We start from the raw sequence: 25,496 nt of genomic DNA on the forward strand, positions 1-25,496 counted from the left end.
TACAGACAAGCAGGGGGAAGCCCCCCCTGTACTGGCCCCCGGTAGATGATAACCGGGGGCGCGTTCGCTTTATTTTGCCTGCCGCGCAGCAGCGCGTCTGTGGCGGATGATTTCAACCACGCCCGGCAGGATAGAGAGCACGATAATCGCCACAATCAGCAGCTTCAGGTTCTCCTGCACCACCGGCAGATCGCCAAAGATGTAGCCCGCGTAGGTAAACAGCAGCACCCACACCAGCGCGCCGATAACATTGTAGGCGGCAAAATGACGATAAGACATATGTCCCATTCCCGCCACAAAAGGCGCAAAAGTCCTGACGATTGGCACAAAACGGGCCAGGATAATGGTCTTCCCACCATGTTTATCATAGAAAGCATGGGTCTTATCGAGATAGCTGCGGCGGAAAATTTTCGAGTTCGGGTTGCTGAATAACTTCTCACCAAACAGTCGGCCAATGGTGTAGTTAACCGCATCCCCGAGGATTGCCGCCACGATCATCAGCATAACCATCATATGGACGTTGAGATCGTTACCCGGCAGCGCCGCAAGGGCACCGGCCACAAACAGCAGAGAATCCCCCGGCAGGAAAGGCGTTACCACCAGCCCCGTTTCACAGAACAATATCAGGAACAGAATGGCGTAAACCCACATGCCGTATTCGGCAACGAGCTCCGCCATATGCACATCAATATGCAAAATAAAATCGATAAGGAAGTAGATCAGATCCATTAACGTTAGCCTTTGTTTGTCTGCATCAGTCCGCTAAAAATAGCGGGCCCATCGGCATGACCGGCAGGTCGAAACGGGACGGATAATCGACCGCCACCAGATACAACCCTTCCGCTCGTGCCGTCGCTGCCGCCAGCATTCTGTCCTTCGCCGCGAGCAATTCTGCTATCCAGCTCTCTGGCTGGTTCTGGGCGCCTACTTCCATCAGGCTGCCGACAATGTTCCTTACCATATGATGTACAAAGGCATTGGCTTTGATATCCACCACCACATATGCACCGAAACGTTCAACGTTGATGTGCATCACGTTACGCCACGGCGTGCGCGACTGGCACTGTACCGCACGGAACGAGGTAAAATCGTTCTCCCCCAGCAGACTCTGAGCGGCGCGCTGCATGCGCTCCACATCAAGCGGCTGATGGTAATGGGTCACGCCACGGTTAAGCACCGCCGGGCGTAAACGATGATTGTGAATAATGTAGCGATAACGGCGGGCCGTCGCGCTGAACCGGGCATGAAAATCCTCCGGCACAGTTTTCACCCAGCGCACCGCAATGTCTCCAGGTAAATTCGCATTTACGCCCAGCGTCCAGGCCGCATCTTTACGCACCGCACGGGTTTCGAAATGCACCACCTGACCGGTGCCGTGGACACCCGCGTCGGTACGCCCGGCGCAGAAGACCACGATCGGCTCATCAGCGACCTTAGAAAGCGCCTGTTCCAGCTTTTCCTGCACGCTGCGCACTTCCTGTTGCCGCTGCCAGCCATAGTAGCGACTACCGTCATACTCGATCCCCAGGGCTATTTTCTGCACCGGCAGACCTTCAACGTCAGACATTAGTACCAGTACTCCTGCACCAGTTTCTCAGCGATCTTCACCGCCATCAGCGCACCGCCAAAACGGACGTTATCGGCGACGGACCAGAACTGGATCTGCTCCGGCATGCCGTAGTCGTTGTGCACGCAGCCTACGGAGAGGTGCGCACTGCCGGAGGCGTCGCCAACCTGCGTCGGGAAGTCATTAGCTTCAGACAGCACAATGTCTTCACCACGACCGAAGGCGTCACGCGCCTCTTCCGCCGCCAGCGGGCGCAGGGCCTCAAAGCTCACCATCTGCGCGTGGCCGTAGAATACCGGGGCACGCACGCAGCTGGCGGAGATCATCAGTCCCTCATCCTGCATAATCTTACGCACCTGATCGACGACACGGCGCGCTTCGCGAACGCTGCCTTCGCCGTCGGGCAGGATCGGCAGCATGTTAAACGCCAGCTGGCGACCAAAGAAGTCATCCTCGTCAACCGGGATACCGTTCAGCAGCTTCGCGCTCTGTCCGGCCAGGGCATCGACCGCTTTTTTGCCCTGTCCTGACGCGGCCAGCAGGCTGGTCACGCTGATGCGCGACAGACCGCCTTCGTCAATTAACGGCTTCAAAGCCGTCAGCAGCTGGCTGGTCAGGCTGTCGGCGACCGCGACAATATTGCGGTTGCGGTAGTCCGCCAGCACAAACGGGTTGACCTCCGGCACCACCAGCGGCACGTCCGGCTCCAGCGCAAACAGACCGCTGGCATCAATGACCAGACAGCCCGAACCCGCGGCTTCTTCGGCATAGCGGGCAGAGGCTTCGACCCCGGCCACGAAAAAGGCCAGCTGAACCTGGGTCCAGTCAAACGCCTCTGCGTCTTCTACGCGCACGGTTTTACCGGCGAAACGCAGGGATTCTCCGGCGCTTTCCGCGCGCGCCAGGGCATACAACTCACCCACCGGGAACTGACGCTCAGCGAGCGTTTCAAGCAGGGCTTCACCTACGGCGCCGGTGGCACCCAGGATGGCAATATTCCAGCCTTCTGACATGGTGGTTTACTCCAGACAATAACAAAAATTCCTCGCCCGGCAGGCGAGGAACAGAAATTTCAGATTAATGCGCAGGGTGATAAACAGCGTTAAAACCAAGCGCATGCAGCAGCGTTGCCGCCTGCGGATCGTCGCACTGCACAAACAGGGACGACCACTCCCGGCGCTCAAGGTAGTGCTTACGCAGCTTGTCGAACTCACCCGGAATACCGGCCACGTTTCGCAGGGGGGCATCATCGCGGCGCACATCATACACCAAATGCACCAGCCTTTTTAGCGTCGGCTGATCCAGCGGTCCGTGCAGGGTAATGCGCCCGAATTCCGGGGCGGGCAGCAGCGTATCCAGCGCCACCTGCTGCGCCTGACCGATAAACTGGCTGTAGGCTTCGAATACCTGAGTGGTCCCACGCGCCTTTCCTTCCAGGGTGTAGCCCGCGATATGCGCGGTGCCAATATCCACCCGGTCCAGCAGCGCGGTATTGAGATCCGGCTCGCCTTCCCAGACGTCCAGCACCACGCTCAGATCCTGTCCGGCTTCCAGACAGGCCAGCAGCGCCCCGTTATCCACCACCGGACCGCGACAGGCGTTAATCAGGATAGTGCCCGGCTTCAGGCGCTGGATCAGGGCTTTATCGGCCAGATGCAAAGAGGTGTACGGCCCGCTTTTAAACAGCGGGGTATGGAAGGTCAGAATATCGGCTTCGGCGACCAGCGCGTCCAGCGAGCGGAAATCCCCCTCGTCGCCCCGGTCCGCACGCGGCGGATCGCACAGCAGCGTACGCACGCCCAGCGCCTCAAGACGCGCCTGCAAGCGCCCGCCGACGTTGCCCACGCCGACAATTCCCACGGTGCGATCGGTCAGGGTAAAACCGTCCCGCTCCGCCAGCATCAGCAGCGCGGAAAAGACATACTCCACTACCGCTATGGCGTTACAGCCGGGTGCGGCGGAAAAACCGATTCCCGCCTGTTCCAGCCAGGGAATATCCACATGGTCGGTCCCGGCCGTGGCGGTACCCACAAATTTGACCGACTCGTTCGCCAGCAGCGCGGCATCGACCCTGGTGACGGAGCGCACCATTAACGCGTCGGCACCGGCCAGCGCCTCGCGGGGAACCGGGCGTCCCGGTACCGCTTCGACGTCGCCGAGACGGCTGAAAAGTTCGCGGGCATAGGGCATATTTTCGTCAACGAGGATTTTCACACCATGTTCCTGTCTGAGTGCGGGAGATAAGGCGATAAGTGTGCCATAATCTCGCCGCCAGGCATACTTAGAGCCAGAGGAATACCACTATGCAACCCATTCAGGGCGCTCCTGCGCAACCTCCCGGCCAGGGCCCGACAACACCCGCCTCCGGTATCGGAGAACTGCCGCTTTCCAGCCTGCAACGCACGGTCCTGGAGCGCCTGATCACGCGCCTGATCGCACTGACCCAGCATCAAAGCCCCGAGCTATGGGCTGGCGTGAAACACGATCTCGGTTTAAAGGGCGATGCGCCGCTGCTGTCGCGCCACTTCCCTGCCGCCGAACAGAATCTTAACCAGCGTCTGGAAACGGCCCAGCAGACCCACAGCACGCGTCAGGTGCTGTCCCAGCTCACGGAACTGCTCGGCCAGGGCAATAACCGCCAGGCGGTGAGCGACTTTATTCGCCAGCAATTTGGTCAGACAGCACTGAGCCAGCTCTCGCCCGAACAGCTCAAGACGGTGCTGACGCTGCTGCAAAATAACCAGTTATCGATCCCGCAGCCCCAGGTCCGCCCGGGCACCGACAGGCCCATGCTGCCTGCGGAAAACAACACCCTGAATCAGCTGGTCACTAAGCTCGCGGCCAGTACCGGCGAGTCCGGGAAGCTTATCTGGCAGTCGATGCTGGAACTGACCGGCGTTAAAACCGGCGAACCGATCCCGGCGAAGCACTTTACCCAGTTGGTCACCTGGCTACAGGCCCGCCAGACGCTAAGCACTCAGAGCGCACCGACGCTGCATACGCTGCAGGCGGCGCTGAAGCAGCCGATGGAACCGCAGGAATTACAGACCATCCGCGACTACGCCCAGCAAAACTGGCAGGTGATGCCGCAGAGCGTGCTGACCACCGCTCAGGTCCAGGATATTCTGAATCAGATCTTCCTGCGCCGGACGGAGCGCTCTGCGGAAAACCCGGCGCTGGATACCCGCTACGTGCCGCCATACATCAACCCGTTCACGCCGGTGATCGAGTCGTTTAAGAATCTGTCCGCACGTCCCGGCCTGATGCTGATTGCCGCACTGGCCGTGGCGGTCGTGTTCTGGCTGGTTATCTGACAGACGACCCCCAAAGCAAAAAAGGGAGCCATCAGGCTCCCTTTTGTCATCTTACGATGTCGCTTATGCGTTGTATTTACGCATGACCAGCGTGGCGTTGGTGCCGCCGAAGCCGAAGCTGTTAGACATTACAGTGGTCAGTGCCGCATCGGTCGGTTTGGTGACGATGTTCAGGCCAGCAGCCTGCTCGTCCAGCTCTTCAACGTTGATGCTCGGGGCGATAAAGCTGTGTTCCAGCATCAGCAGGGAGTAGATGGCTTCCTGTACGCCAGCGGCGCCCAGAGAGTGACCGGTCATTGCTTTCGTCGCGGAGATGGCCGGGCTCTTATCACCGAACACTTCGCGGATAGCACCCAGCTCTTTCACATCGCCAACCGGCGTAGAGGTACCGTGGGAGTTCAGGTAGTCGATCGGAGTGTCAACGCCGTGCATCGCCAGCTTCATGCAGCGCACCGCGCCTTCACCGGACGGAGCAACCATGTCGGCACCGTCGGAGGTTGCGCCGTAGCCTACCACTTCAGCGTAGATGTGTGCACCGCGCGCCAGCGCGTGCTCCAGCTCTTCAACCACAACCATACCGCCGCCGCCTGCGATAATGAAACCGTCACGGTTTGCATCATAGGTACGGGACGCTTTTTCCGGCGTGTCGTTGTATTTAGTGGACAGTGCGCCCATTGCATCGAACTCACAGGCCATTTCCCAGCACAGCTCTTCGCCGCCGCCGGCAAAAACGATGTCCTGTTTGCCCAGCTGAATCTGTTCTACCGCGCTGCCGATACAGTGTGCGGAGGTCGCACAGGCGGAGCTGATAGAGTAGTTAACGCCGTGGATTTTGAACGGCGTGGCGAGGCAGGCGGAAACCGCAGAGGCCATCGCTTTGGTGACCACATACGGGCCAACCGCTTTCAGGCCGCGCGGGCTACGCATCGCGTCAGCGCCGAACACCTGATATTTAGACGAACCACCGGAACCGGCGATCAGACCCACACGCGGGTTATTCTGGTAAACCTCTTCCTTCAGGTCTGCATCTTCAACAGCCTGCTGCATGGAGAGGTAAGCGTAGATAGAGGCATCATTCATGAAACGCACAACCTTGCGGTCAATCATGCCTGTCGTGTCAAGCTTAACGTTACCCCATACGTGGCTACGCATACCGGCATCAACGAACTCCTGAGAGAAAGTGATCCCCGAGCGTCCTTCACGCAGAGATGCCAGGACTTCCTGCTGGTTGTTACCGATGCTGGAAACAATACCAAGGCCAGTAATCACTGCACGTTTCATTTAATACCTCTGTAAGTCGCACTATTTCATTTAAGATTCGTGTCGCACAATAGCGTACACTTGTACGCTGAACAAGTCCGATCAGCCAGATTATGTGGAAATTTGCACCATCCTGACAGGATCGTTAAGATCGGGACACTGCTTGCCAGACGAGTAACTTACGTGAAACATACCGCTATACAATCCGCCAGGGTCGAATTTAACAATCAGGGTACACTTGTTTCCCGAGATTTTAACGATGTCTATTTCTCCAATGATAACGGTCTGGAGGAGACCCGCTATGTGTTCCTCGGCGGCAACCAGCTGACCACACGTTTTCCCGATCACGCCCGCGACCATTTTATCGTCGCCGAGAGCGGTTTCGGCACCGGCCTGAACTTCCTTACCCTCTGGCAGGCATTTGACGATTTCCGGCGCACGCACCCGCAGGCTACCCTGCAAAGATTACATTTCATCAGTTTCGAAAAATTCCCGCTAAAAAAAGCGGATCTGCACGAGGCGCACCTTCACTGGCCAGAGCTGGCCGGTTACGCGCAGCTGCTGCAGGCGCAATGGCCGATGGCGCTGCCCGGCTGCCACCGTCTGCTGCTGGATGAAGGTCGGGTCACGCTGGACCTGTGGTTTGGCGATATTAATGAACTGACCGACCGGCTCGATGACTCCCTTAACCGGCAGGTGGACGCCTGGTTCCTCGACGGCTTTGCCCCGGCGAAGAATCCCGATATGTGGACACCGGAGCTGTTCCGGGCGATGGCCCGCCTGGCGCGTCCCGGCGCAACGCTCGCCACCTTTACCTCAGCAGGCTTTGTGCGCCGGGGTTTGCAGGAGGCCGGGTTCACCATGCACAAGTGCAAGGGCTTTGGCCGCAAGCGTGAAATGCTGACCGGCATACTGGAGAATCCCCCCGCAATTCCAGCCCGTACACCCTGGTTTGCGCGTAGCGGAAGTACGGAACGGGAAGTGGCGATTATCGGCGGCGGGATCGCCAGCGCCCTGCTCTCCCTGGCGCTGCTGCGTCGCGGCTGGCAGGTCACCCTTTACTGCGCCGACGCCGCTCCGGCTGAAGGTGCTTCCGGCAACCGTCAGGGGGCGCTCTATCCGTTGCTGAGCGCCCAGAACCCGGCGCTGGAAAGTTTCTTCCCGGCGGCCTTTACCTTTGCCCGCCGTCTCTACGATGCGCTACCGGTGGACTTTGACCATCAGTGGTGCGGCGTCACCCAGCTGGGCTGGGATGAGAAAAGTCAGGCCAAAATCGACCAGATGCTCAGTCTCAACCTGCCGGATGAACTTGCCCACGCCGTCGATAGCGAACAGGCACGGGCGCTGACGGGCGTGGAGACCAACTGCGGCGGCATTACTTATCCGGCCGGCGGCTGGCTGTGTCCGGCGCAGCTGACCGCCGCCGCGCTGGCTCTGGCCGAACGGCAGGGCCTGAGGATTTACTATCAGCATCCTCTCTCCGCGTTTGAACCTGCTGAAACGGGCTGGCATTTGTCTTTTGCCGACGGCATCGGCGCCCGGCACCGGAGTCTGGTGCTGGCGAACGGGCACCGCGTCAGCCAGTTCCCCCATACCGACACGCTGCCGGTTTACTCGGTTGGCGGCCAGGTCAGCCATATTCCGACCACGCCCGCGCTGGGCGAACTGCGCCAGGTTCTGTGCTACGACGGTTATATGACGCCGGTTAACCCGAACAATCAGCACCACTGTATCGGTGCCAGCTATCATCGGGGCAACGAGGCGGTGGAGTACAGCGAGGCCGATCAGCAGCATAACCGCCAGCGCCTGATTGACTGTTTCCCCGAGGCTGAGTGGCCGCATGAGGTGGATGTCAGCGAGGGTGAAGCACGCTGCGGCGTGCGCTGCGCGACCCGCGATCATCTCCCGCTGGTCGGCAACGTCCCGGATTACGCCGCGACCCTGGAGCACTATGCGGACCTGGCAGGTAATAAAGCGGATGCGGTCAGCGCGCCGGTCTATCCGGAGCTGTATATGCTGGGCGCGCTGGGTTCACGCGGGCTTTGCTCGGCCCCGCTGGCGGCGGAAATCCTGGCGTCTCAGATGAGCGAAGAGCCGATCCCGCTGGATGGCGAAACCCTGGCGGCGCTGAGTCCAAATCGGTTCTGGGTGCGGAAACTGCTGAAGGGAAAAGCGGTGGTGAAAGCGGGTGGAGGCTGATGCCCTCACCCGCTGTGTAACGCGATGTCAGTTCGGCTGCGCCTGCTGATACAGGGTATCCCACATGCCCAGCACCAGGGCCTGGTCGCGCGGCGAGAGTTCACCGGCCTGGATAGCGGTTTCCAGGCCAACCCCGACTTTCTGGTACAGCGCAGCCGGGGAATGATCCTCACCGTTTTCCAGCTCTGCAACCGCCAGCGTCAGGTGTCCACGCAGATAGCCGCTGGCAAACAGTTCGTCATCACCGGCCGTTTCTACCATATCGTCAATTAACGCCAGAATGCGTGATTCAAACTCAGCGAGCATCTTTCTTCCTCTTTAGTAACATGGCCTTAGTTATAGGTCTTCCGGCCACGGAAATTGTTCCGCCGTCAACGCCGGCGTGTGGTAATAATCCTGCAATGCTTTGATAAAACGCGCCGGACGCGGCGGGATGCCCTGCTCCAGATACGTCATCACCTGAGCATGCACCCGACGCTGAAACACAATGCGGTCCGGCTCGAAATCGCCTTCCAGGTTGTCACAGCTGACGTTAAACGGGAAACCCGCCGCCACGCAGAACAACCAGTCAAACGCCTGAGGTTTGACCTCGACATCTTCAAACTGCCCCTGCGTTGCCGCATCGCGACCGTCCGGGCAGTACCAGTAGCCAAAATCCACCAGTTGACGACGCGCTTCCCCGGCAATACACCAGTGGGAAATTTCATGCAGCGCGCTGGCGTAATAGCCGTGGGCAAAAACGATGCGGTGGTACGGCACCTCATTATCTGCAGGAAGATAGATCGGTTCTTCGTCGCCCTGAATCAGACGGGTATTAAAATCACCCGCAAAGCAGCCGTCAAAAATGGTCATCAGCTGCTGAAAATGGTGTTGCTGGTTCATTATTGTATCCCTAACCACTGGAAGATCTCCGCTCCGTGGCTGTCATAGAGAAGTTTGCAGCTCATCACCGCCGAGACAATCACAATCATCGGACGGATAAGCTTTTGCCCTTTGCTCAGTACCAGTCGGGAGCCCATTCGCGCTCCAAAGAACTGGCCTGCCAGCATGACGAACCCGGTCGCCCACATCACCTTACCGCCGATGATAAACAGCAGCAGACCGCCGATGTTTGAGGTGGCGTTAAGCACTTTGGCGTGCGCGGTCGACTTGGCGAGGTTAAACCCGGCCAGGGTGACAAACGCCAGGGCGTAGAACGACCCGGCGCCGGGACCGAAAAAGCCGTCGTAGAAACCGACGCAGCCGCCCGCGACCAGAGCAAATGGCAGGCCATACAGCCGACGCTGACGGTCTTCTTCGCCGAGCTTCGGCATCAGCAGAAAATAGAGGCCGATACAGATAATCAGCACCGGCAGGATCTGCCGCAGCACGTCCGACTTGACGTACTGTACCAGCAGCGCGCCGGTGGTGGAGCCGATAAATGTCATCAGAATATTGAGCTTCTGATCGGCCAGATTGACGACTTTACGACGAATAAAATAGAGCGAGGAGGAGATCGACCCACCGCAGGCCTGCAGCTTGTTGGTGGCCAGCGCCTGCGCGGGCGTCATACCGGCGGCCAGCAACGCAGGCACCGTTAACAGTCCGCCACCGCCGGCCAGCGCGTCAATAAACCCGGCAAGGATCGCCACCAGCAGCAGCACCGCCAGCACGGTGGGCGTCACCATAAAAATGTCGGTAAACATATCCATCAAAGTAAATGCTCATCCAGTAAAGCCTGACAGGAAGGCGGCAACGGCGGCGGCACCGGTTTTCCAGGGGAAGAGGTACCAGGCTTCGCCGGTTCAAACCAGCTTTGCAGCTCGGCACCGCAGCCATCGCCGTCCGGCGGCAGAGGCTGATCCTGACACTCCAGGCTGCCCGCCGGGCAGCGCAGACGCACGTGCATATGGGCGCGATGCTGGAACCAGGGGCGGACTTTACGCAGCCAGTCGCGATCGGTGCCCGCATCCAGACAGAGCCGCTGCTTGATCGCCGCATTAACAAAAATACGGGTGACCTCGCTGTCCTGCGCGGCCAGCTTGATCAGGCTACCGATTTCCGGTTTCCACAGGGAGGGCACCACCTGCTTGCCGTCGCGGGACACCAGATCCAGCGCCTGAGGCTTCAGCAGCTGCGCCGCCGTCCAGCGCGTTTTCGGCAACTGCAGATAAATATCAACATCCAGACCGCTCTGGTGGCTGGCGTGGCCGCCGTTAAAACGTCCGCCCGCAGGCATCCCCATATCGCCAATCAGCAGCGTACCCATCCCGTTCGCCGCCGTCTGGTTCCCCAGGCGCTGGATAAACTGCACCAGATCCGGATGGCCAAAGTAGCGACGCTGGTCGGTACGCATCACCTGATAGCTGTCGGACTGGATCGGCAGCGCCTGCGCGCCCACGATACAGCCGTTAGAAAACGCGCCGATAGACTGGGCGCTGCCGGGAACTGGCTGGGTAATTTTTTGCCAGGGCGTTGCCGCCAGACTGGCGCCGCTGACCAGTAAGGCCATCAGCGCGAGGAGGTGTTTATTCATAGTTACCAGCGTGGTAAGTCGCTTTTGACATCCGCATTTTGTGCGCGCTGACGCATCAGGTGATCCATCAGCACAATCGCCAGCATCGCTTCGGCGATCGGCACGGCGCGGATCCCGACGCAGGGATCGTGGCGACCTTTGGTGATCATCTCCACCTCTTCGCCCGCACGGTTCAGAGTACGGCCCGGAACGGTAATGCTGGAGGTCGGTTTCAGGGCCATATGGGCGACGATCTGCTGACCGCTGCTGATCCCGCCGAGGATGCCACCGGCGTGGTTGCTCTGGAAGCCCGCTTTGGTGATCTCATCGCGGTTCTCGCTGCCGCGCAGCTTAACCACCTCGAAGCCATCGCCAATCTCGACGCCTTTTACCGCATTGATGCTCATCAGCGCATGGGCGATATCGGCATCAAGACGGTCAAATACCGGCTCGCCAAGACCCGGCGGCACGCCGTCGGCGACCACGGTGATCTTCGCCCCGATAGAGTCGCCCTCTTTTTTCAGGCCGCGCATCAGTTCGTCCAGCGCCTCGATTTTATCCGGGTCCGGGCAGAAGAACGGGTTCTGCTCAACCTGCGCCCAGTCTTTGATTTCCAGCGGGATATCGCCCATCTGGGTCATGCAGCCGCGGATCACAATGCCGAACTTCTGCGCCAGATATTTTTTGGCAACCGCACCGGCAGCCACGCGCATCGCGGTTTCGCGGGCGGAAGAACGTCCGCCCCCGCGATAGTCGCGCAGGCCGTATTTTTGTTCGTAGGTGTAGTCAGCGTGTCCCGGACGGAACAGGTCTTTGATGGCACCGTAATCCTGAGAGCGCTGGTCGGTATTCTCAATCAGCAGGCCGATACTGGTCCCGGTGGTGACGCCGTCAAAAACGCCGGAGAGGATTTTGACCTGGTCCGGCTCGCGGCGCTGGGTGGTATAGCGGGAGGTACCGGGACGACGTCGGTCGAGGTCGTGCTGCAGATCCGCTTCGGTGAGCGGAATACCCGGCGGAACACCGTCGATAATGCAGCCAAGCGCCAGGCCGTGCGACTCGCCGAAGGTGGTTACACGAAAGAGTTGTCCGATTGTATTTCCTGCCATCGTGGCTCCGATTTGGTTGTTCTGTTTGCGCGTTCTGAGCGGGCCTGTCGCCCGCCGTTTTTTCTCGTTTTAATCTTTGTAGATGCTGAAGTGTTCGCGGGCCGCCAGCAGCTGGTCTTTGGTCAGCATAAAGACGCCGTCGCCGCCGTTGTCGAACTCAAGCCAGGTAAAGGGCACCTCAGGATACTGATCCATCAGATGTACCATGCTGTTACCGACTTCACAAATCAGAACGCCGCCGTCGGCCAGATAGTCCGGCGCACAGGCCAGAATGCGGCGGGTCAGCTGCAGGCCATCGCTGCCGGACGCCAGGCCCATTTCAGGCTCGTGACGGTATTCGCCCGGCAGATCGGACATATCTTCTTCGTCAACGTACGGCGGGTTGGTAACGATCAGATCGTACTGTATGGTCGGCAGGTCGCGGAACAGGTCAGAGCGCATCGGCGTGACGTGGTGCAGCAGACCGTGTTCTTCAATATTGTGCTCGGTGACCGCCAGCGCGTCTTCAGAGAGATCCACCGCGTCGACTTCCGCGTCCGGGAAGGCATAAGCACAGGCGATAGCGATACAGCCGCTGCCGGTGCACATATCGAGAATGCGCTGGGGCTGGGCATCAACCAGACCGGCAAAGCGGTTGTTGATCAGCTCACCAATCGGCGAGCGCGGCACCAGCACGCGCTCATCAACGTAAAATTCGTGACCGCAGAACCAGGCTTTATTGGTCAGATAGGCGACCGGGATGCGCTCGTTGACGCGACGGATCACGCGCTCAACGATACGGTGACGCTCGCTGGAGGTCAGGCGCGCCTGGCGCATATCTTCCGGAATATCCAGCGGCAGATAAAGGGTTGGCAGCACCAACTGCACCGCTTCATCCCAGGGGTTGTCGGTGCCGTGACCGTACCAGATATTGGCGGCGCTAAAGCGGCTGACCGACCAGCGCAGCATGTCCTGAATGGTATGCAGCTCACTCACTGCTTCTTCGACGAAAATTTTATCCACGTATCCTCCAGGCCCTGCTTCGCTATAAATTCGGCGGCTAGTTTGCCATGAAGCCCGGGATAAATCAGCTTCCACGGCGCGGTTAGCGGGAAAAAACCATTTTACTGCCCGGGAAAGCGGCGGGTCGGGTACACTATCGGAAATAAACGATGAGATTAGACGGCACGATGAAGAAGAAAACATCGCTTAATGACGAGGATCAGGCGCTGTTCCGCCAGTTAATGACCGGCACGCGCAAAATCAGTCACGATACGATTGTCCACCGTCCGCAGCGCAAAAAAATCAGCGAAGTGCCGGTGAAAAGACTGATTCAGGAACAGGTCGACGCCAGCCACTACTTTTCCGATGAGTTCCAGCCGCTGCTGAATACCGATGGTCCGAGCAAATACGTGCGCGATGGCGATAGCCATTTCGAGCTGAAAAAGCTGCGCCGCGGCGACTACTCTCCGGAGCTGTTTCTGGACTTACACGGGCTGACTCAGCAGCAGGCCAAGCAGGAGCTGGGGGCGCTGATTGCCGCCTGCCGTCGCGAACATGTGTTCTGCGCCTGCGTGATGCACGGCCACGGTAAACATATCCTCAAGCAGCAGACGCCGCTCTGGCTGGCACAGCATCCTCACGTGGTGGCGTTTCATCAGGCACCGAAAGAGTACGGCGGCGACGCCGCGCTGCTGGTGCTCATTGAGATCGAAGAGTGGCAACCGCCGGAACTTCCATAGGATGAGAAACTGCCCGGCGCACTGCCGGGCAAGCTATTAGATAGCTTTCGCCATCCGCAAATTGCAGGGGCTCATCTGCCAGTTAAAGGTGCCGTGACCTTCAGCGTCGAGGGTGACGCAGGCAATGGCCGAGGTGGTGAACATCGGCGGCGCTTCCTGCGGGCAGAGTTCAGACACCAGGTAGCCAACCAGCGGCAGGTGAGAAATCACCAGTGCAGTGGCAACGCCTTCGTTGGCCAGCATCTGTAAGTAAGCGCTGACCATACCGACATCGCCCGCAGGCGTAAGCTCCGGCAGAACATCCACCTTACCCGGCAGGTTCATCACTTCCCCCACCACGCCGAGGGTCTGCTCTGCGCGCAGGAACGGGCTGACCAGCACACGCTCAATATCTACTTTCTGACCGTTAAGCCAGGTCGCCATCTGACGAGATTCGTCACAGCCACAGACGGTCAGAGGACGAACTGAGTCACTGGCTGCATCAAGTGCAGCGTCGCCGTGACGCATGATAAAAACTTGCATATTGCACCGCTTTTGTTAACCAGAAGCACCAACGTTAACCGGACGCCACCAACTTCTCAGCGCCGGGGAACCCGGAGGCCGGGCATTGTGCCTTATCCATTCGACGAATGAAACGCTGTGTTTTACATCAATGGCGTAAGTATAGTCAATCCCTGTTTATTAAATGAGCGGATGTGCCTCATTCAACGCAGAATTTAGTTTTGTTCCACCCGCGCCGGCCAGAATTTATCCCCCTGCTCTGCCCTTCTCAGCAGGGGATCGCACGGCGTAAAGCGGGGTCCGTACTGCGAGGCCAGACGCTGCAAAATCGCCACCACGTCAGCGGCCCCCAACGAATCCATATAGCGGAACGGCCCGCCGAGGAACGGCGGGAAACCGATACCAAATACCGCGCCGATATCGCCATCGCGGGCGCTACGCACAACCCCCTCATCGAAACAGCGGGCGGCTTCATTCAGCATCAGCATCACGCAGCGCTCGGCAATATGCTGCTCCGTCAGACCCGATGCCTGCCCGCTTGCGCCGATCAGCGGATAGATAGCGGGATCGACGCGCTTGCGGCCTTTCTGCCCTTTGGCGGGATAGAGATAAAAACCCCGGCCATTTTTGCGGCCTTTGCGATCGTCCCCGAGGATCGCGGCAACGATTTTATCCGGGGCGCTAAAGCGTTCGCCGAAAGCGGCCTCCAGCACCGGAATAATTTTAGTGCCGGTATCAATCCCGACCTCATCCAGCAGCTGTACCGGCCCAACCGGGAAGCCAAAGCGGACCAGAGCCCTGTCCACCTCTTCTACCTTGCCGCCTTCGGTCAGGATCCGCATCGCCTCATTAATATAAGGCGCCAGAATACGGTTAACGTAGAAACCGGCTTTATCCGCCACCACAATCGGGGTTTTGCCCTGTTTCTTCGCCAGTGCAACCGTCGTCGCGATGGTCTGCTCGCTGGTGCCCTGATGCGGGATCACCTCGACCAGGGGCATTTTCTCCACCGGGCTGAAAAAGTGCAGGCCAATCACCTGCTCCGGACGCTGGGCGCGGGCGGCAATATCGCCGATTGGCAGAGAGGAGGTATTAGAGGCAAAAATCGTATGCGGTGCGCAGTGCTGCTCAACGTCGGCAACCATCTGCTGCTTGAGGGCCAGATCTTCAAAGACCGCCTCAATCACCAGGTCACGCCCGGAAAAACCGCTGAAGTCGGTGGTGCCGGAGATCCGCGCCAGCTCGCTGTCGCGCTGAGCAGGCTTGATATGACGGCGACGGACTTTTTTATCCAGCAGATCCCAGCTGTATTTCAGGGCGTGGTTAATGCCGTTGAAATTGATGTCTTTGATACGCACCGGCAGTCCGCCCTTACTGGCGGTAACAAAAGCAATGCCGCCGCCCATCAGCCCGCCGCCCAGTATCCCTACCGAATGGAGCGGACCTGGCTCCACCGACGCACCGGGATCTTTTTTCAGCTCGGTGCTGGCAAAGAAGATATTGCGCAGGGCGCGAGACTGTGGGGTCATCGCCAGTTCGCCAAAGGCGCGGGCTTCTGCGTCATAGCCGCTGCTGCTACCCTGGCTCAGCCCGGTTTCAATCACCTCAAGAATGCGGTCGGTCGCCGGATAGTTACCCTGGGTTTTCTGCGCCGTCTTTTTGCTGACGACACGGAACAGCAGCGCCCGCCCCAGCGGACCGGCGAGAATGCGCTCCCTTACCGGCAGGCGTCGGCTGGCGGGTCGCTCTTTTTTCGCCCGTTCCACCGCCGCCGCCAGCAGGATCGACCGTGGCACCACCTCATCCACCAGCCCGCTTTTCAGCGCCTGGCGCGCCCGCAGCGTTTTGCCGGTGAGGATCATCTCCAGCGCGGTGCTGACGCCAATCAGGCGCGGCAGACGCTGGGTGCCGCCGGATCCCGGCAGCAGGCCGAGCTGCACTTCCGGCAGCCCGAGCAGCGTTTTTTCATCGTCGGTACAGATACGGCCGTGGCAGGCCAGCGCCAGTTCCAGACCACCGCCGAGACAGGCTCCGTGAATAGCGGCAATCACCGGGATCGACAACGCGTGGATCTCCGCCATCAGCTGCTGCCCCTGACGGGCCAGAGCTTCGGCCTGTTCGGTACTGGCGCAGCCGTCAATCATGCGGATATCGGCCCCGGCGATAAAGTTATCGGCTTTGGCAGAGATAATGACCAGCCCGCGAATCTCACGGTTTTCACGTACCTGCTTTAACAGGGTGCGAACCTGACCGGCAAACTCCGCCTTCAGGGTATTCATCTTCTCATCCGGCACATCGACGGTCATCACGGCGATCTGGTCATTGCGCAGGTGCAGGGTAAATGCGGACGTCGTTGTCATTATTCGGCCTCCAGAACCATGGCTGCACCCAGCCCACCTGCAGCGCAGGCGGTTACCAGCCCGAAGCCGCCGCCGCGGCGACGGAGCTCGTGCAGCGTCTGGGTAATCATGCGTGCACCGGTCGCGGCAAAGGGGTGTCCGTAGGCGATAGATCCGCCCAGCACGTTAAATTTCGCGTCATCCACCTCGCCGGTCGCGTGCGCCCTGCCCAGCACATCGCGGGCAAAACGCTCGCTGGCGAGCAGCTGTAGATTCGCCAGGGTCTGGGCAGCAAAGGCTTCGTGCATATCGAACAGGGTTAAGTCGGTCATCGTCAGCCCGGCCCGCTCCAGCGCCAGCGGCGTCGACCAGGCGGGCCCGAGGAGCATGTCCTGTTTAACGTCGATGGCGGTAAAGGCGTAGCTGCGCAGATAGCCCAGCGGCGTCAGGCCCAGCTCTCTGGCGCGGGATTCGGTCATCAGGATCACGGCGGCCGCGCCGTCGGTTAACGGCGTGCTGTTGGCGGCGGTTACCGAACCATGTTTACGGTCAAACGCCGGACGCAGTCGGGCGTAGTCGGCCAGGGTCGAGTCGCCGCGAATATTGTTGTCCTGCGCCAGCGGCTGACGGTACGGCGGGATACAGGCGGTCATCACCTCATCGCCGAGCTTTCCTTCAGCCCAGGCCTGCGCCGCCCGGTGATGGGAACGGTGGGCCAGCGCGTCCTGCTGTTCGCGGGTGATGCCGTAAGTTTTCGCCATCTGCTCGGCCGTATCGCCCATCCGCAGGCCGGTTGAGTACTCGGCCACCGCCGGTGGAACCGGAAGCAGGTCGCGCGGGCGCAGGCGGGAAAAAAGCTTCAGTTTCTGGCCCAGAGTGCGGGCTTTATTGGCATCCACCAGCACGCGGGCCAGCGTTTTACTGACGCCAATAGGTAAGACAGAGGAAGAGTCAGCCCCGCCCGCAATACCGGCGCGGATGGTGCCCGCCATCAGGCTTTCGGCGACGTTCGCCACCGCCTGAAAACTGGTGGCGCAGGCACGGCTGACGCTATACGCATCCGTATGAACGCTCATCCCCGTCGCGAGGACGATTTCGCGGGCAATATTGGGGGCTTCAGGCATCTGAACCACCTGGCCAAAGACCAGTTGTTCAATCACTTCGGGCGGGATTTCACTGCGGGCCAGCATCTCTGCCACCACCATTTTCCCCAGATCGATTGCCGGGATGCCGTGAAAGGCCGTTGCCTGACGGGCAAATGGCGTACGCAACCCGCTGACAATGGCAATGCGGTCGCCCTGACGGGTGACAAGCGGTAGTGCCTGACTCATAACGCTCCCCTGTTAACCATAATGCGCAAAAGTGGTCTGACCTGATAACAGTTTTAACCAGTTTTTTACATTTAGCCAATCGGCGGAGGGGAAAAATGGGAGCTAAAACACATTGAAGCGTAAAGGAAACGCCCCGCAAAGCGGGACGTTAACAGAAGGGATTAACGCAGGCCCAGCTGGAAAATCAGGGTTTCGGCTTCACAGGCGAACACAAAGTCGATATCCAGCTGTACGCCACCGCTAACCTCGGTAAAGGTTGGAGCGATCACGCAAGGGTCAGATTCTACACCACGAGCTTTGGCGCTCAGCGCTTCCAGGGTGGCATCCGCATCGGCGCGGTTGGCGAATACACGGCTGTAAGACGCGGTGCAATCGGTGTTGTCCATAATGGTACCAACATCCATACAGCAGCAAACCGGGGTTTCATCAGCACTGCATTTACTCATTGTAGATTACCTCTGTATTTAGATTTTGCGGCGTTCAGTACGCAAAAACGCACTCGGGGTGCCAGATAAATATTATGGCTATTTTACGCCCGCCGCCGACCCGTCTCCAGTTGTTAATGTCCGGGGCGGCGATAAGTGAGCAAAATCACAGTTAAAAATGATCTAAAACAAAAATTGCCCCTCGCCCTTTTCATCCCCGACGGAAAAATTGTCAGCTGGATCGCGTTTCTAAGATCACAATTGAAAAAACTTATAAACATACTTGCAACATTCCAGCTGGTCAGACCTATACTCTCGGCACTGGTCTGATTTCTCTTAGGTTGTACAGACCCTACACTTCGCGCTTCTATTACGAACTGTAATATTTTTGAATAAAAAATAACTCAATGAGGTTATGGGCATGAGCCAGAAAACCCGGTTTACCAAGTCTGCACTCGCAGTGGCAGTGGCAATCGTCTCTACACAGGCCTGGTCCGCAGGCTTCCAGTTAAATGAATTCTCCTCTTCAGGCCTGGGCCGTGCGTATTCTGGTGAAGGCGCTATCGCCGACGATGCCGGCAACGTCAGCCGTAACCCGGCGCTGATTACTCTGTTTGATCGCCCGACCTTTTCCGGTGGTGCCGTCTACGTTAATCCGGACGTGAGTATTTCAGGTACCTCTCCGTCGGGTCAAAGCGTGGATGCTGGCAATATTGCGCCAAACGCCTGGGTGCCAAATATTCATTTTGTTGCTCCTATAAATGAACAGTTTGGCTGGGGCGCGTCCCTGACCTCTAACTACGGTCTGGCAACGGAGTTCAGCGACAACTATGCCGCAGGCTCTATGGGCGGTAAAACCGACCTGACCACCGCCAATATGAACCTGAGCGGTGCATATCGTCTGAGCAATAGCTGGAGCTTCGGCCTCGGCTTTAACGCCGTCTATGCGAAAGCCAAGCTGGAACGCTATGCGGGCGACCTGGGTCTGCTGACCGCCGCCCAGCTTCGCGCACGCCCTGACTTCGCCACCAACCAGAACCTGCAGGCGCTGGCTGGCTATGCGGGCTCTCTGAGCAACGATACCCAGATTGCCAGACTGAAAGGCGATGCCTGGGGCTTCGGCTGGAATGCCGGTATTCTGTATGAGATCGATAAAAACAACCGCTATGCGCTGACCTATCGTTCTGAAGTGAAGGTTAAATTTGACGATGGCGATTACAGAAGCAGCCTGACCAACAACCCGCTGATTAACGCCGCGCTGACGGCCAACGGCCTGCCTTACGGCACCGGCGGCGCGACCATCGGCGGATCTCTGGATCTGAACCTGCCTGAAATGTGGGAAGTGTCCGGTTATAACCGCGTCGCACCGCAGTGGGCGGTTCACTACAGCCTGACCTATACCAGCTGGAGCCAGTTCCAGGAGCTGAAAGCGACCGGCAACGACGGTCAGACCCTGTTCCAGAAAGAAGAGAACTTTAAAGACGCTTACCGCATTGCGTTAGGGACCACCTATTATATGGACGATGCCTGGACCCTGCGCGCCGGTATCGCCTACGATGATAGCCCGGTTCCGGCTTCTCACCGCTCTATCTCCATCCCGGACCAGGATCGTCTGTGGCTGAGCACCGGTGCCACCTACGCGTTTAATAAAGATGCGTCCGTGGATGTCGGCGTTTCCTATATGCACGGTCAGAAAGTGAAGTTCACCGAAGGCCCGTACACCTTCAGCTCTGAAGGTAAAGCCTGGCTCTACGGCGCGAACTTTAACTACGCGTTCTGATTGGCCCCTGGCGTTAACAAAACGCCCGATGACATTCATCGGGCGTTTTGGCGCTGGCAGGACTGAACTTATTCGTCTGAAAGCGGTTTTCGACCAAAAACAATATAATTATCAAAATATTGCCATATCGTTCCCGCCTCAGTAAAACCGGCATGCCGCAGCGATGCGACATGAAAATCAACCGGGCAATCTTCCCCGCTATTCTTACGCTTCGGTTGCCGTGCGGCATATCGGGCATCACGCTCTACTTTTAACTTTTTCAGGCGCGGGATTTTTTCTGCTTTTAGCCACCAGGATGCCCAGTCGTCCTCTCCCAGTGCCACCGTCTCCTGTTCAACCTTTTCCCGAACCTGTTTTGCGACCTGCCGTGGCGTTGGCAATCGGCTGTCAAAACGCATGTGATCGCCATTCATCACCATGCCACCAGGCTTTAGCAGATCCCCTGCGGCACCATAAAACTCAGCAAGTTCACCCGGCATTAACCAGTGCAATGCCGTGGTAGACAACAGCACCGAGGGCGTATCAACATTCGCCGCCTGCGCTGCAGCCAGAACTTTCTCGCTCCATGAAGATAAGCCCAGGTCCGCTTCAATAACCTGAGCACGCTCGCCATAATGCGCCAGCGAAACACGCGCCAGTTCAAGCAGCATAACATCCGCATCAACGGCAATAACGTGTGCCTGAGGGAACCGGTCGAGCAGGCGTTTACTCAGCGAACCGGGACCACAGGCGGCATCGATCGCAGTAAACGATCCCCCCAGGACAGATTCAATAACATCGAACATGACCTTAAAACGTTCCTCACGCTGTTCGATATAACCTTCCTGCTGTCGATCCCAGCGTGACAGCAACGCCATGATTTCATCTTCTGACATTTTTCCCTCATTTCATGAATGGTTGTTGCGGCGTTCCCTACCGTCCCGACAAATAATTGTTATGTTATAACACAACCAAAACAGAATGATGAGCATCAAGATAAAACGCCCCGGCGTTACATAGCCGGTTGTTGACGCCAGCGCCTGGAAGTAATCACCCGCGTACTGTATACCCTGCGTGCCGGTATCGCCTCGATGGTATCCCGGTACTGGCCAGGCGGGCTTCCAGCCGACTATGGGATTAATACACGTAAAAAAAACAATACAAATCACACTTTCGAAATTCAACGCTTTACCCCTCGAACCATAATGATAATGATAATCATTACAACAAAAGGGGAGAGTGAAGCATGGATGATTTCACCGTTACTGCTGCCATAATTGTAAAAAATGAAGAACGCTGCATTTCAAGATGCATCCATAGTATTGTTAATGTTTTTGATGAAATCATAATTATCGATACAGGATCAGATGACAATACCGTTAACATCATCAACTCTTTTAATAACGACCTGATAAAAACGTTCTCCGTGGAATGGCATGACTCATTTTCAGAGGCCAGAAACATCGCCATCAGAAAGTCAACCTCTGATTATATTTTCTTTATTGATGCAGACGAGTATCTCGAGACGTCAGATAAAAGAATCCATCAACGCATAACTTCCGCCAGTGAAAGCAATACCAGAGATTACCAGGTACTTTGTCCAAAAATAATTGACCACAACGGAAATGTTACAACATCAGTCAGAAGGATCCTTCCTAATAATGGTTTGTTTTTCTATTTAGGGTATGTTCATGAGGATTTAAGGATAACAAAAGGGAGTAGTTACACTCCTGTCTCAGTGGATATAACTCTACATCACGACGGCTATACCAATGAGGTTATCATTGAAAAAGAGAAAGCACTAAGGAATAGAAAATTAAACATTCGAAATATAACCCTGGAGCCAGAAAACCTTCGCTGGTACTATTTCTACTATCGGGATTCGTTTGAAACCCTCTATCCGAATGAAATTTACCACTCTCTATTAAAAAAGATAACACTGAATAACAACCAACCTTTGTCTTATGAAAACATAAAGCAAGATGCCTATACCTTTGCCATTCTTGATTTAATTGCACGAGCATGTGTAATGATACAATGCAGTCATAGTGATTTTTATCTAATCACCAGGCTAATGGACCTAATCGTACCAAACAATACTAACTCCATCTATTATAACGCTGTATATGAACTCTTTAACTGGCAAGTAAAAGCCACCAGGATTATGTTTAATCTCGTGAGATACAGGAAAGGGGCCCATCAAGTCCATGAGGAGATGCTACATTCTGACGGACTTCATATCGATGCAGCCATATCCTTCTATCTTTATGAAAAAAAACAGTACGTTCAAGCCAGAAAATTACTTTCGAGCGTGCGTGACTGCGGTTTTAAAACAGATCTTGTTGATGAGTACTTAAAAGAAGAAACTTCCAGGAAAGGATGAAGAAAATGAAGAAGATGATCTATTTTATTTACATGCCCAGTCAATTATTAGGGCGATACCCACTACAGGGAGTTAACGGTGCTGGTATCTGGGGAAATCTATTCGGTCTTGGCTCAGAAATGAAGTATATTCAAGCACTGGATAAGTATATTAATACACATTATCCCGAATGGAGCGTTGAGAGAGATAACACTGAGTCAGACATAGAAAAGCTTATAGCACAAGGTGCTGTAATCCTGATTTGCGCGCCAGGATTAAAATATCAATTTTACACCAGCAACTTTAACAAGAAGAATATAATCCATCTTAGCACAATGGAATATGCGACAAACAACTTAAAACCAGTAACTAAACTAATAAAGGAGTTAGATGATGCAAAATAGTCATAGATTAGTGTTAAAAGAGATCACTGATACATTAGAGCTTTCAATGATATCTGGTGGTGCCAGCGGTAGTGGAGATTGGGGAACAGGGGCTCAAATTGTATGGTCTGCCGTTGTTGGCATTGTATCAGGTAAGAGTTGCTCCTGGCCCGGTGGTTTTTACAGCCCAGGTAATCCCGCACCTTCCGGTTCAGGTGTGTGCACGGGTGGAAAACCTGCGGATTTTCCATCTGAAGCATGGAATTACGGAGCAGGAAGAATGTGTAACTGGGATCCCTTCAACGATAACGATATTTGTTATTAATGTATTGCATTAATTCCAATGGAAATATCCACCTCTATGGCGTTGTAAACGCCCGATGTACTCCATCGGGCGTTGGCGAGACGAGTCTCTTTCGGATGCCATCAGAAGGTATAATTCAGCGACAGCCAGTAATTACGCCCCGGCGTTACATAGCCGGTTGTTGACGCCAGCGTCTGGAAGTAATCACCCGCGTAGACGCTGCTACGACCAACCTGGTACAGACTCACTTTCGAGAAGTCCTTATCCAGCACGTTGTTAACGGTGCCGTTAACGGTCAGCTGCGGCGTGATACGATAAGCAGCCCCCATATTCACCACGGTCCAGGCCTTCAGATACGCGCCGCGAGCGTCATAGACTGCTTTTTCCGCATCGCTGAGATTCTCGACATTCGAGGTATAACGCGGCGTTTTGCCGTGATATTCCGCCGCAACCCACGAGGTCAGCGCATCGTTGACCTGCCATGACATCTTAGCATTCGCCATATGACGTGCGGTATTGGTCAGCGGCGCGCCCGGATTCTCCCCACCGCGCTGTTTGCTGTCGGTATAAGTGTAATTCAGGTTCATCGTCAGTTCCGGTATCACCACCGGGAACGAGGTCGCGAACTCAATACCCTGGTTAATCGCTTTGCCGACGTTGCGATAAGAGTAGGTGGAATCGTCAAGCGTTTCACTGTCGATAGCGTTGCGGAAGTTGCTGATAAAGCCGGTGATATTGGCTTTTACATTATCGGCGTTCTCATAATAGAGGCCGGTTTCGTAGTTAACGCTGGTTTCCGGTTTCAGATCCGGATTACCGATGGTAGAGACCAGGCCATTTCCGGCAACGCCGCTAACGCCGTTATGCAGCTGGCTCAGGGACGGCGCTTTATACCCCGTACTGACGCCGCCTTTTACGGTCCAGTTATCCAGCGCGTTCCACACCAGATAAGCACGCGGGCTAATATGGCCGCCAAAGCTGTCGTGTTTCTCATACCGTGCGCCCCAGGTCAGGGAAAGCGGATCGATAATCTGCCAGTCATCTTCCGTAAACAGCGCCCAGGTTTTCTGGTTAAACGTTTCACCGCTGTTCGCCAGGACAATCCCATCTTTCAGGCGCGCATCCCAGTACTGGCCGCCCACGGTCAACAGATGATCGTCACCCAGCGGAGAGACAAGGCTGGTATCAAAGATGGTGTTGGTATTTTTCAGCTGGCGATCCTGACCGCTTAATCCGCTGTTATCAGCCGACAGGGTACGCGGCGTTAATACGCGGCCTTTGTTTTCGGAAACCGCATAAGAGAGGCTGGAGCTCCAGCGACCAAATGAGAGATCGCTGTCATGGCCGACCACCACTTTATTACGCTGATAGCGCAGCTTTTCGCGGTAGCCGCCGCCGCTGGTTCCGACCGGACCCAGCTGACCGTCACGGTTATCATATTCCTGCTGCGAGGTTTCCCCGTCAATCCACAGGGTGTTCTTCTCACTGGTGTGATAGTTCAGGCGGCCACCGACGGTGTAGTTGTCGCTTTTTGTCGGATAAGGCACGCGGGTATTGCTGCCGTTGTCGCTCAGGCTGGTGACGCTGGAACCCTGGCGATGCTCAAAATTACCGCGCAGCGTCATATCCAGGGTATCCGGGATCAGCGTCCCGCTGGTGTAAACCCCGACGGTGGAGCTGTCACCCCATTTGCTGTGTTCCTGGAAAGAATGGGAAAGATTAATCCCACCGTGCCAGCCATCGGGACTTTTCTTTGTGATGATATTAATCACGCCGCCCATGGCGTCGGAGCCGTAGAGCGTCGACATCGGGCCACGGATCACTTCGATATGATCGATAGCGGACAGCGGCGGCATCATCGCGGTATTGAGGGTATCAAAACCATTGGGCGTGGTATCCGAGCTGGCGTTCTGGCGAATACCGTCAATCAGGATCAGCGTGTAGCTACTGGGCATGCCGCGAATGGAAATATCCAGCCCGCCGGTTTTCCCCGTGCCGCCGCGCACATCAACCCCTTCCACGCCGCTAAGCGCTTCACCCAGGTCGCTGTAGTTTTTCTGTGTGAGTTCATCCTGGCCAATAACCGAAATAGAGGCGGGAGCATTGGTGAGTTTCTGCTCATAGCCGCTTGCCGTAATAACCATGGTATCGTCCTGAGCAAACGCAGGCACTGCCGCGGCAAGGAGAATTGCCGCGGTGATTTTATTTTTTTTCATCAGAAGTCCATTACGTATATAAGAAAGGCGCGCGTCTACCTTAGGTAACGTAACTTAAATGAAGCGTAAACGATAAAGAGAATGATAATGATTACCGTTATAGTTGGTAGGGTAACGATATCACCCTGAATCTATTCGACGCGCTTATCGGTGGCCAAAACAGAAAACGCCCGATGAAACTCATCGGGCGCTGGTAGAGGAGGGATATCTCG

The 25,496-nt window shown here is 56.6% G+C and carries 24 protein-coding genes; 7 read left to right on the plus strand and 17 right to left on the minus strand.

Translation table 11 applies throughout. The features are described 5' to 3' along the window. Window positions 1–69 precede the first annotated feature (69 nt). The 4 genes from EDF81_RS07285 to pdxB all read right to left on the minus strand — a co-directional run bounded on the left by EDF81_RS07285 (window position 70) and on the right by pdxB (window position 3,781). Window positions 70–729: a DedA family protein gene (locus EDF81_RS07285; protein ID WP_123347412.1), complete on the minus strand. Its 660-nt coding sequence runs from the start codon at window positions 727–729 to the stop codon at window positions 70–72. Between the two features lie 25 nt (window positions 730–754). Beyond that, a complete protein-coding gene (gene truA / locus EDF81_RS07290) occupies window positions 755–1,567 on the minus strand; it encodes a tRNA pseudouridine(38-40) synthase TruA (protein WP_123347413.1) in 813 nt (270 codons plus the stop codon). Further along, window positions 1,567–2,580, minus strand: a complete 1,014-nt coding sequence (locus EDF81_RS07295; RefSeq protein ID WP_123347414.1) for an aspartate-semialdehyde dehydrogenase — start codon at window positions 2,578–2,580, stop codon at window positions 1,567–1,569. The genes truA and EDF81_RS07295 overlap by 1 nt, the downstream gene beginning before the upstream one ends. A gap of 64 nt (window positions 2,581–2,644) precedes the next feature. After that, window positions 2,645–3,781 carry a 4-phosphoerythronate dehydrogenase PdxB gene (gene pdxB, locus EDF81_RS07300; RefSeq protein ID WP_123347415.1) on the minus strand — a complete coding sequence of 379 codons (1,137 nt, stop codon included), beginning with the start codon at window positions 3,779–3,781 and terminating at the stop codon, window positions 2,645–2,647. Between the two features lie 89 nt (window positions 3,782–3,870). On the opposite strand from pdxB, the gene flk reads away from it, so the two are divergent. Further along, on the plus strand, window positions 3,871–4,881 hold the full coding sequence (gene flk / locus EDF81_RS07305) for a flagella biosynthesis regulator Flk (RefSeq protein WP_123347416.1): 1,011 nt from the start codon (window positions 3,871–3,873) through the stop codon (window positions 4,879–4,881). Window positions 4,882–4,944: 63 nt separating this feature from the next. On the opposite strand, the gene fabB is transcribed toward flk, so the two are convergent. Beyond that, complete coding sequence (gene fabB, locus EDF81_RS07310) at window positions 4,945–6,162, minus strand: beta-ketoacyl-ACP synthase I (protein ID WP_123347417.1); 1,218 nt, start codon at window positions 6,160–6,162, stop codon at window positions 4,945–4,947. Between the two features lie 162 nt (window positions 6,163–6,324). Between fabB and mnmC the strand changes: the two genes are divergently transcribed. Beyond that, on the plus strand, window positions 6,325–8,340 hold the full coding sequence (mnmC, locus tag EDF81_RS07315; RefSeq protein WP_184999472.1) for a bifunctional tRNA (5-methylaminomethyl-2-thiouridine)(34)-methyltransferase MnmD/FAD-dependent 5-carboxymethylaminomethyl-2-thiouridine(34) oxidoreductase MnmC: 2,016 nt from the start codon (window positions 6,325–6,327) through the stop codon (window positions 8,338–8,340). Window positions 8,341–8,367: 27 nt separating this feature from the next. On the opposite strand, the gene EDF81_RS07320 is transcribed toward mnmC, so the two are convergent. From EDF81_RS07320 to prmB, 6 genes are all read right to left on the minus strand, one after another. Next, on the minus strand, window positions 8,368–8,646 hold the full coding sequence (locus EDF81_RS07320; protein WP_123347419.1) for a YfcL family protein: 279 nt from the start codon (window positions 8,644–8,646) through the stop codon (window positions 8,368–8,370). Window positions 8,647–8,676: 30 nt separating this feature from the next. Beyond that, the gene (locus EDF81_RS07325; RefSeq protein ID WP_123347420.1) at window positions 8,677–9,222 is read right to left on the minus strand and encodes an elongation factor P hydroxylase; all 546 of its coding nucleotides are present in this window, start codon (window positions 9,220–9,222) and stop codon (window positions 8,677–8,679) included. Next, window positions 9,222–10,031, minus strand: coding sequence for a sulfite exporter TauE/SafE family protein (locus EDF81_RS07330; protein ID WP_123347421.1), 810 nt, complete (start codon window positions 10,029–10,031; stop codon window positions 9,222–9,224). The genes EDF81_RS07325 and EDF81_RS07330 overlap by 1 nt, the downstream gene beginning before the upstream one ends. Continuing rightward, window positions 10,031–10,855, minus strand: a complete 825-nt coding sequence (gene mepA, locus EDF81_RS07335) for a penicillin-insensitive murein endopeptidase (RefSeq protein WP_123347422.1) — start codon at window positions 10,853–10,855, stop codon at window positions 10,031–10,033. The genes EDF81_RS07330 and mepA overlap by 1 nt, the downstream gene beginning before the upstream one ends. A 2-nt stretch (window positions 10,856–10,857) precedes the next feature. Further along, entirely contained in the window at window positions 10,858–11,943 is a 1,086-nt protein-coding gene (gene aroC / locus EDF81_RS07340) for a chorismate synthase (RefSeq protein WP_123347423.1), read from the minus strand. A 69-nt stretch (window positions 11,944–12,012) separates the two neighbouring features. Further along, window positions 12,013–12,945 (minus strand): 50S ribosomal protein L3 N(5)-glutamine methyltransferase, encoded by a 933-nt coding sequence (prmB, locus tag EDF81_RS07345; protein ID WP_123347424.1) that lies wholly within the window; start codon window positions 12,943–12,945, stop codon window positions 12,013–12,015. A 167-nt stretch (window positions 12,946–13,112) separates the two neighbouring features. Here prmB and smrB point away from each other — a divergent pair, with 167 nt between their 5' ends. Next, window positions 13,113–13,664, plus strand: coding sequence for an endonuclease SmrB (smrB, locus tag EDF81_RS07350; RefSeq protein WP_123347425.1), 552 nt, complete (start codon window positions 13,113–13,115; stop codon window positions 13,662–13,664). 36 nt (window positions 13,665–13,700) lie between these two features. Here the strand turns inward: smrB and sixA are convergent, their stop codons facing one another. From sixA to EDF81_RS07370, 4 genes are all read right to left on the minus strand, one after another. After that, the gene (gene sixA / locus EDF81_RS07355) at window positions 13,701–14,186 is read right to left on the minus strand and encodes a phosphohistidine phosphatase SixA (protein ID WP_123347426.1); all 486 of its coding nucleotides are present in this window, start codon (window positions 14,184–14,186) and stop codon (window positions 13,701–13,703) included. A 194-nt stretch (window positions 14,187–14,380) separates the two neighbouring features. After that, the gene (fadJ, locus tag EDF81_RS07360; protein ID WP_123347427.1) at window positions 14,381–16,525 is read right to left on the minus strand and encodes a fatty acid oxidation complex subunit alpha FadJ; all 2,145 of its coding nucleotides are present in this window, start codon (window positions 16,523–16,525) and stop codon (window positions 14,381–14,383) included. Beyond that, window positions 16,525–17,835: an acetyl-CoA C-acyltransferase FadI gene (gene fadI, locus EDF81_RS07365; protein WP_123347428.1), complete on the minus strand. Its 1,311-nt coding sequence runs from the start codon at window positions 17,833–17,835 to the stop codon at window positions 16,525–16,527. The genes fadJ and fadI overlap by 1 nt, the downstream gene beginning before the upstream one ends. A gap of 161 nt (window positions 17,836–17,996) precedes the next feature. Further along, window positions 17,997–18,281, minus strand: coding sequence for a YfcZ/YiiS family protein (locus EDF81_RS07370; RefSeq protein WP_123347429.1), 285 nt, complete (start codon window positions 18,279–18,281; stop codon window positions 17,997–17,999). A gap of 400 nt (window positions 18,282–18,681) precedes the next feature. Between EDF81_RS07370 and fadL the strand changes: the two genes are divergently transcribed. Continuing rightward, window positions 18,682–20,040: a long-chain fatty acid transporter FadL gene (gene fadL / locus EDF81_RS07375; RefSeq protein WP_184999473.1), complete on the plus strand. Its 1,359-nt coding sequence runs from the start codon at window positions 18,682–18,684 to the stop codon at window positions 20,038–20,040. Between the two features lie 68 nt (window positions 20,041–20,108). Here the strand turns inward: fadL and EDF81_RS07380 are convergent, their stop codons facing one another. Continuing rightward, window positions 20,109–20,915 carry a trans-aconitate 2-methyltransferase gene (locus tag EDF81_RS07380; RefSeq protein ID WP_123347431.1) on the minus strand — a complete coding sequence of 269 codons (807 nt, stop codon included), beginning with the start codon at window positions 20,913–20,915 and terminating at the stop codon, window positions 20,109–20,111. 350 nt (window positions 20,916–21,265) lie between these two features. Here EDF81_RS07380 and EDF81_RS07385 point away from each other — a divergent pair, with 350 nt between their 5' ends. From EDF81_RS07385 to EDF81_RS23910, 3 genes are read left to right on the plus strand one after another with little or no spacing between them, the layout of a single operon-like run. Then, the gene (locus EDF81_RS07385) at window positions 21,266–22,402 is read left to right on the plus strand and encodes a glycosyltransferase family 2 protein (RefSeq protein WP_123347432.1); all 1,137 of its coding nucleotides are present in this window, start codon (window positions 21,266–21,268) and stop codon (window positions 22,400–22,402) included. Window positions 22,403–22,407: 5 nt separating this feature from the next. Then, window positions 22,408–22,785 (plus strand): nitrogen fixation protein NifS, encoded by a 378-nt coding sequence (locus tag EDF81_RS07390; protein WP_148049915.1) that lies wholly within the window; start codon window positions 22,408–22,410, stop codon window positions 22,783–22,785. Next, window positions 22,772–23,089 carry a colicin V family bacteriocin gene (locus tag EDF81_RS23910; RefSeq protein WP_148049916.1) on the plus strand — a complete coding sequence of 106 codons (318 nt, stop codon included), beginning with the start codon at window positions 22,772–22,774 and terminating at the stop codon, window positions 23,087–23,089. Before EDF81_RS07390 ends, EDF81_RS23910 begins: the two co-directional genes overlap by 14 nt. Before the next feature lie 101 nt (window positions 23,090–23,190). Here the strand turns inward: EDF81_RS23910 and EDF81_RS07400 are convergent, their stop codons facing one another. Further along, the gene (locus EDF81_RS07400; RefSeq protein ID WP_123347435.1) at window positions 23,191–25,284 is read right to left on the minus strand and encodes a TonB-dependent receptor; all 2,094 of its coding nucleotides are present in this window, start codon (window positions 25,282–25,284) and stop codon (window positions 23,191–23,193) included. Window positions 25,285–25,496: the final 212 nt, after the last annotated feature.

This window comes from Enterobacter sp. BIGb0383 (assembly GCF_003751845.1).
In the GTDB taxonomy this organism is placed as follows: domain Bacteria; phylum Pseudomonadota; class Gammaproteobacteria; order Enterobacterales; family Enterobacteriaceae; genus BIGb0383.

What these genes read in the sequence shown, in the direction of transcription:
- EDF81_RS07285 (WP_123347412.1), bottom strand. Translation starts at nt 729, where the DNA reads ATGGATCTGATCTACTTCCTTATCGATTTTATTTTGCATATTGATGTG.
- truA (WP_123347413.1), bottom strand. Translation starts at nt 1,567, where the DNA reads ATGTCTGACGTTGAAGGTCTGCCGGTGCAGAAAATAGCCCTGGGGATC.
- EDF81_RS07295 (WP_123347414.1), bottom strand. Translation starts at nt 2,580, where the DNA reads ATGTCAGAAGGCTGGAATATTGCCATCCTGGGTGCCACCGGCGCCGTA.
- flk (WP_123347416.1), top strand. Translation starts at nt 3,871, where the DNA reads ATGCAACCCATTCAGGGCGCTCCTGCGCAACCTCCCGGCCAGGGCCCG.
- fabB (WP_123347417.1), bottom strand. Translation starts at nt 6,162, where the DNA reads ATGAAACGTGCAGTGATTACTGGCCTTGGTATTGTTTCCAGCATCGGT.
- EDF81_RS07320 (WP_123347419.1), bottom strand. Translation starts at nt 8,646, where the DNA reads ATGCTCGCTGAGTTTGAATCACGCATTCTGGCGTTAATTGACGATATG.
- EDF81_RS07325 (WP_123347420.1), bottom strand. Translation starts at nt 9,222, where the DNA reads ATGAACCAGCAACACCATTTTCAGCAGCTGATGACCATTTTTGACGGC.
- EDF81_RS07330 (WP_123347421.1), bottom strand. Translation starts at nt 10,031, where the DNA reads ATGGATATGTTTACCGACATTTTTATGGTGACGCCCACCGTGCTGGCG.
- mepA (WP_123347422.1), bottom strand. Translation starts at nt 10,855, where the DNA reads ATGAATAAACACCTCCTCGCGCTGATGGCCTTACTGGTCAGCGGCGCC.
- aroC (WP_123347423.1), bottom strand. Translation starts at nt 11,943, where the DNA reads ATGGCAGGAAATACAATCGGACAACTCTTTCGTGTAACCACCTTCGGC.
- smrB (WP_123347425.1), top strand. Translation starts at nt 13,113, where the DNA reads ATGAAGAAGAAAACATCGCTTAATGACGAGGATCAGGCGCTGTTCCGC.
- sixA (WP_123347426.1), bottom strand. Translation starts at nt 14,186, where the DNA reads ATGCAAGTTTTTATCATGCGTCACGGCGACGCTGCACTTGATGCAGCC.
- fadJ (WP_123347427.1), bottom strand. Translation starts at nt 16,525, where the DNA reads ATGACAACGACGTCCGCATTTACCCTGCACCTGCGCAATGACCAGATC.
- fadI (WP_123347428.1), bottom strand. Translation starts at nt 17,835, where the DNA reads ATGAGTCAGGCACTACCGCTTGTCACCCGTCAGGGCGACCGCATTGCC.
- EDF81_RS07370 (WP_123347429.1), bottom strand. Translation starts at nt 18,281, where the DNA reads ATGAGTAAATGCAGTGCTGATGAAACCCCGGTTTGCTGCTGTATGGAT.
- fadL (WP_184999473.1), top strand. Translation starts at nt 18,682, where the DNA reads ATGAGCCAGAAAACCCGGTTTACCAAGTCTGCACTCGCAGTGGCAGTG.
- EDF81_RS07380 (WP_123347431.1), bottom strand. Translation starts at nt 20,915, where the DNA reads ATGTCAGAAGATGAAATCATGGCGTTGCTGTCACGCTGGGATCGACAG.
- EDF81_RS07385 (WP_123347432.1), top strand. Translation starts at nt 21,266, where the DNA reads ATGGATGATTTCACCGTTACTGCTGCCATAATTGTAAAAAATGAAGAA.
- EDF81_RS07390 (WP_148049915.1), top strand. Translation starts at nt 22,408, where the DNA reads ATGAAGAAGATGATCTATTTTATTTACATGCCCAGTCAATTATTAGGG.
- EDF81_RS23910 (WP_148049916.1), top strand. Translation starts at nt 22,772, where the DNA reads ATGATGCAAAATAGTCATAGATTAGTGTTAAAAGAGATCACTGATACA.
- EDF81_RS07400 (WP_123347435.1), bottom strand. Translation starts at nt 25,284, where the DNA reads ATGAAAAAAAATAAAATCACCGCGGCAATTCTCCTTGCCGCGGCAGTG.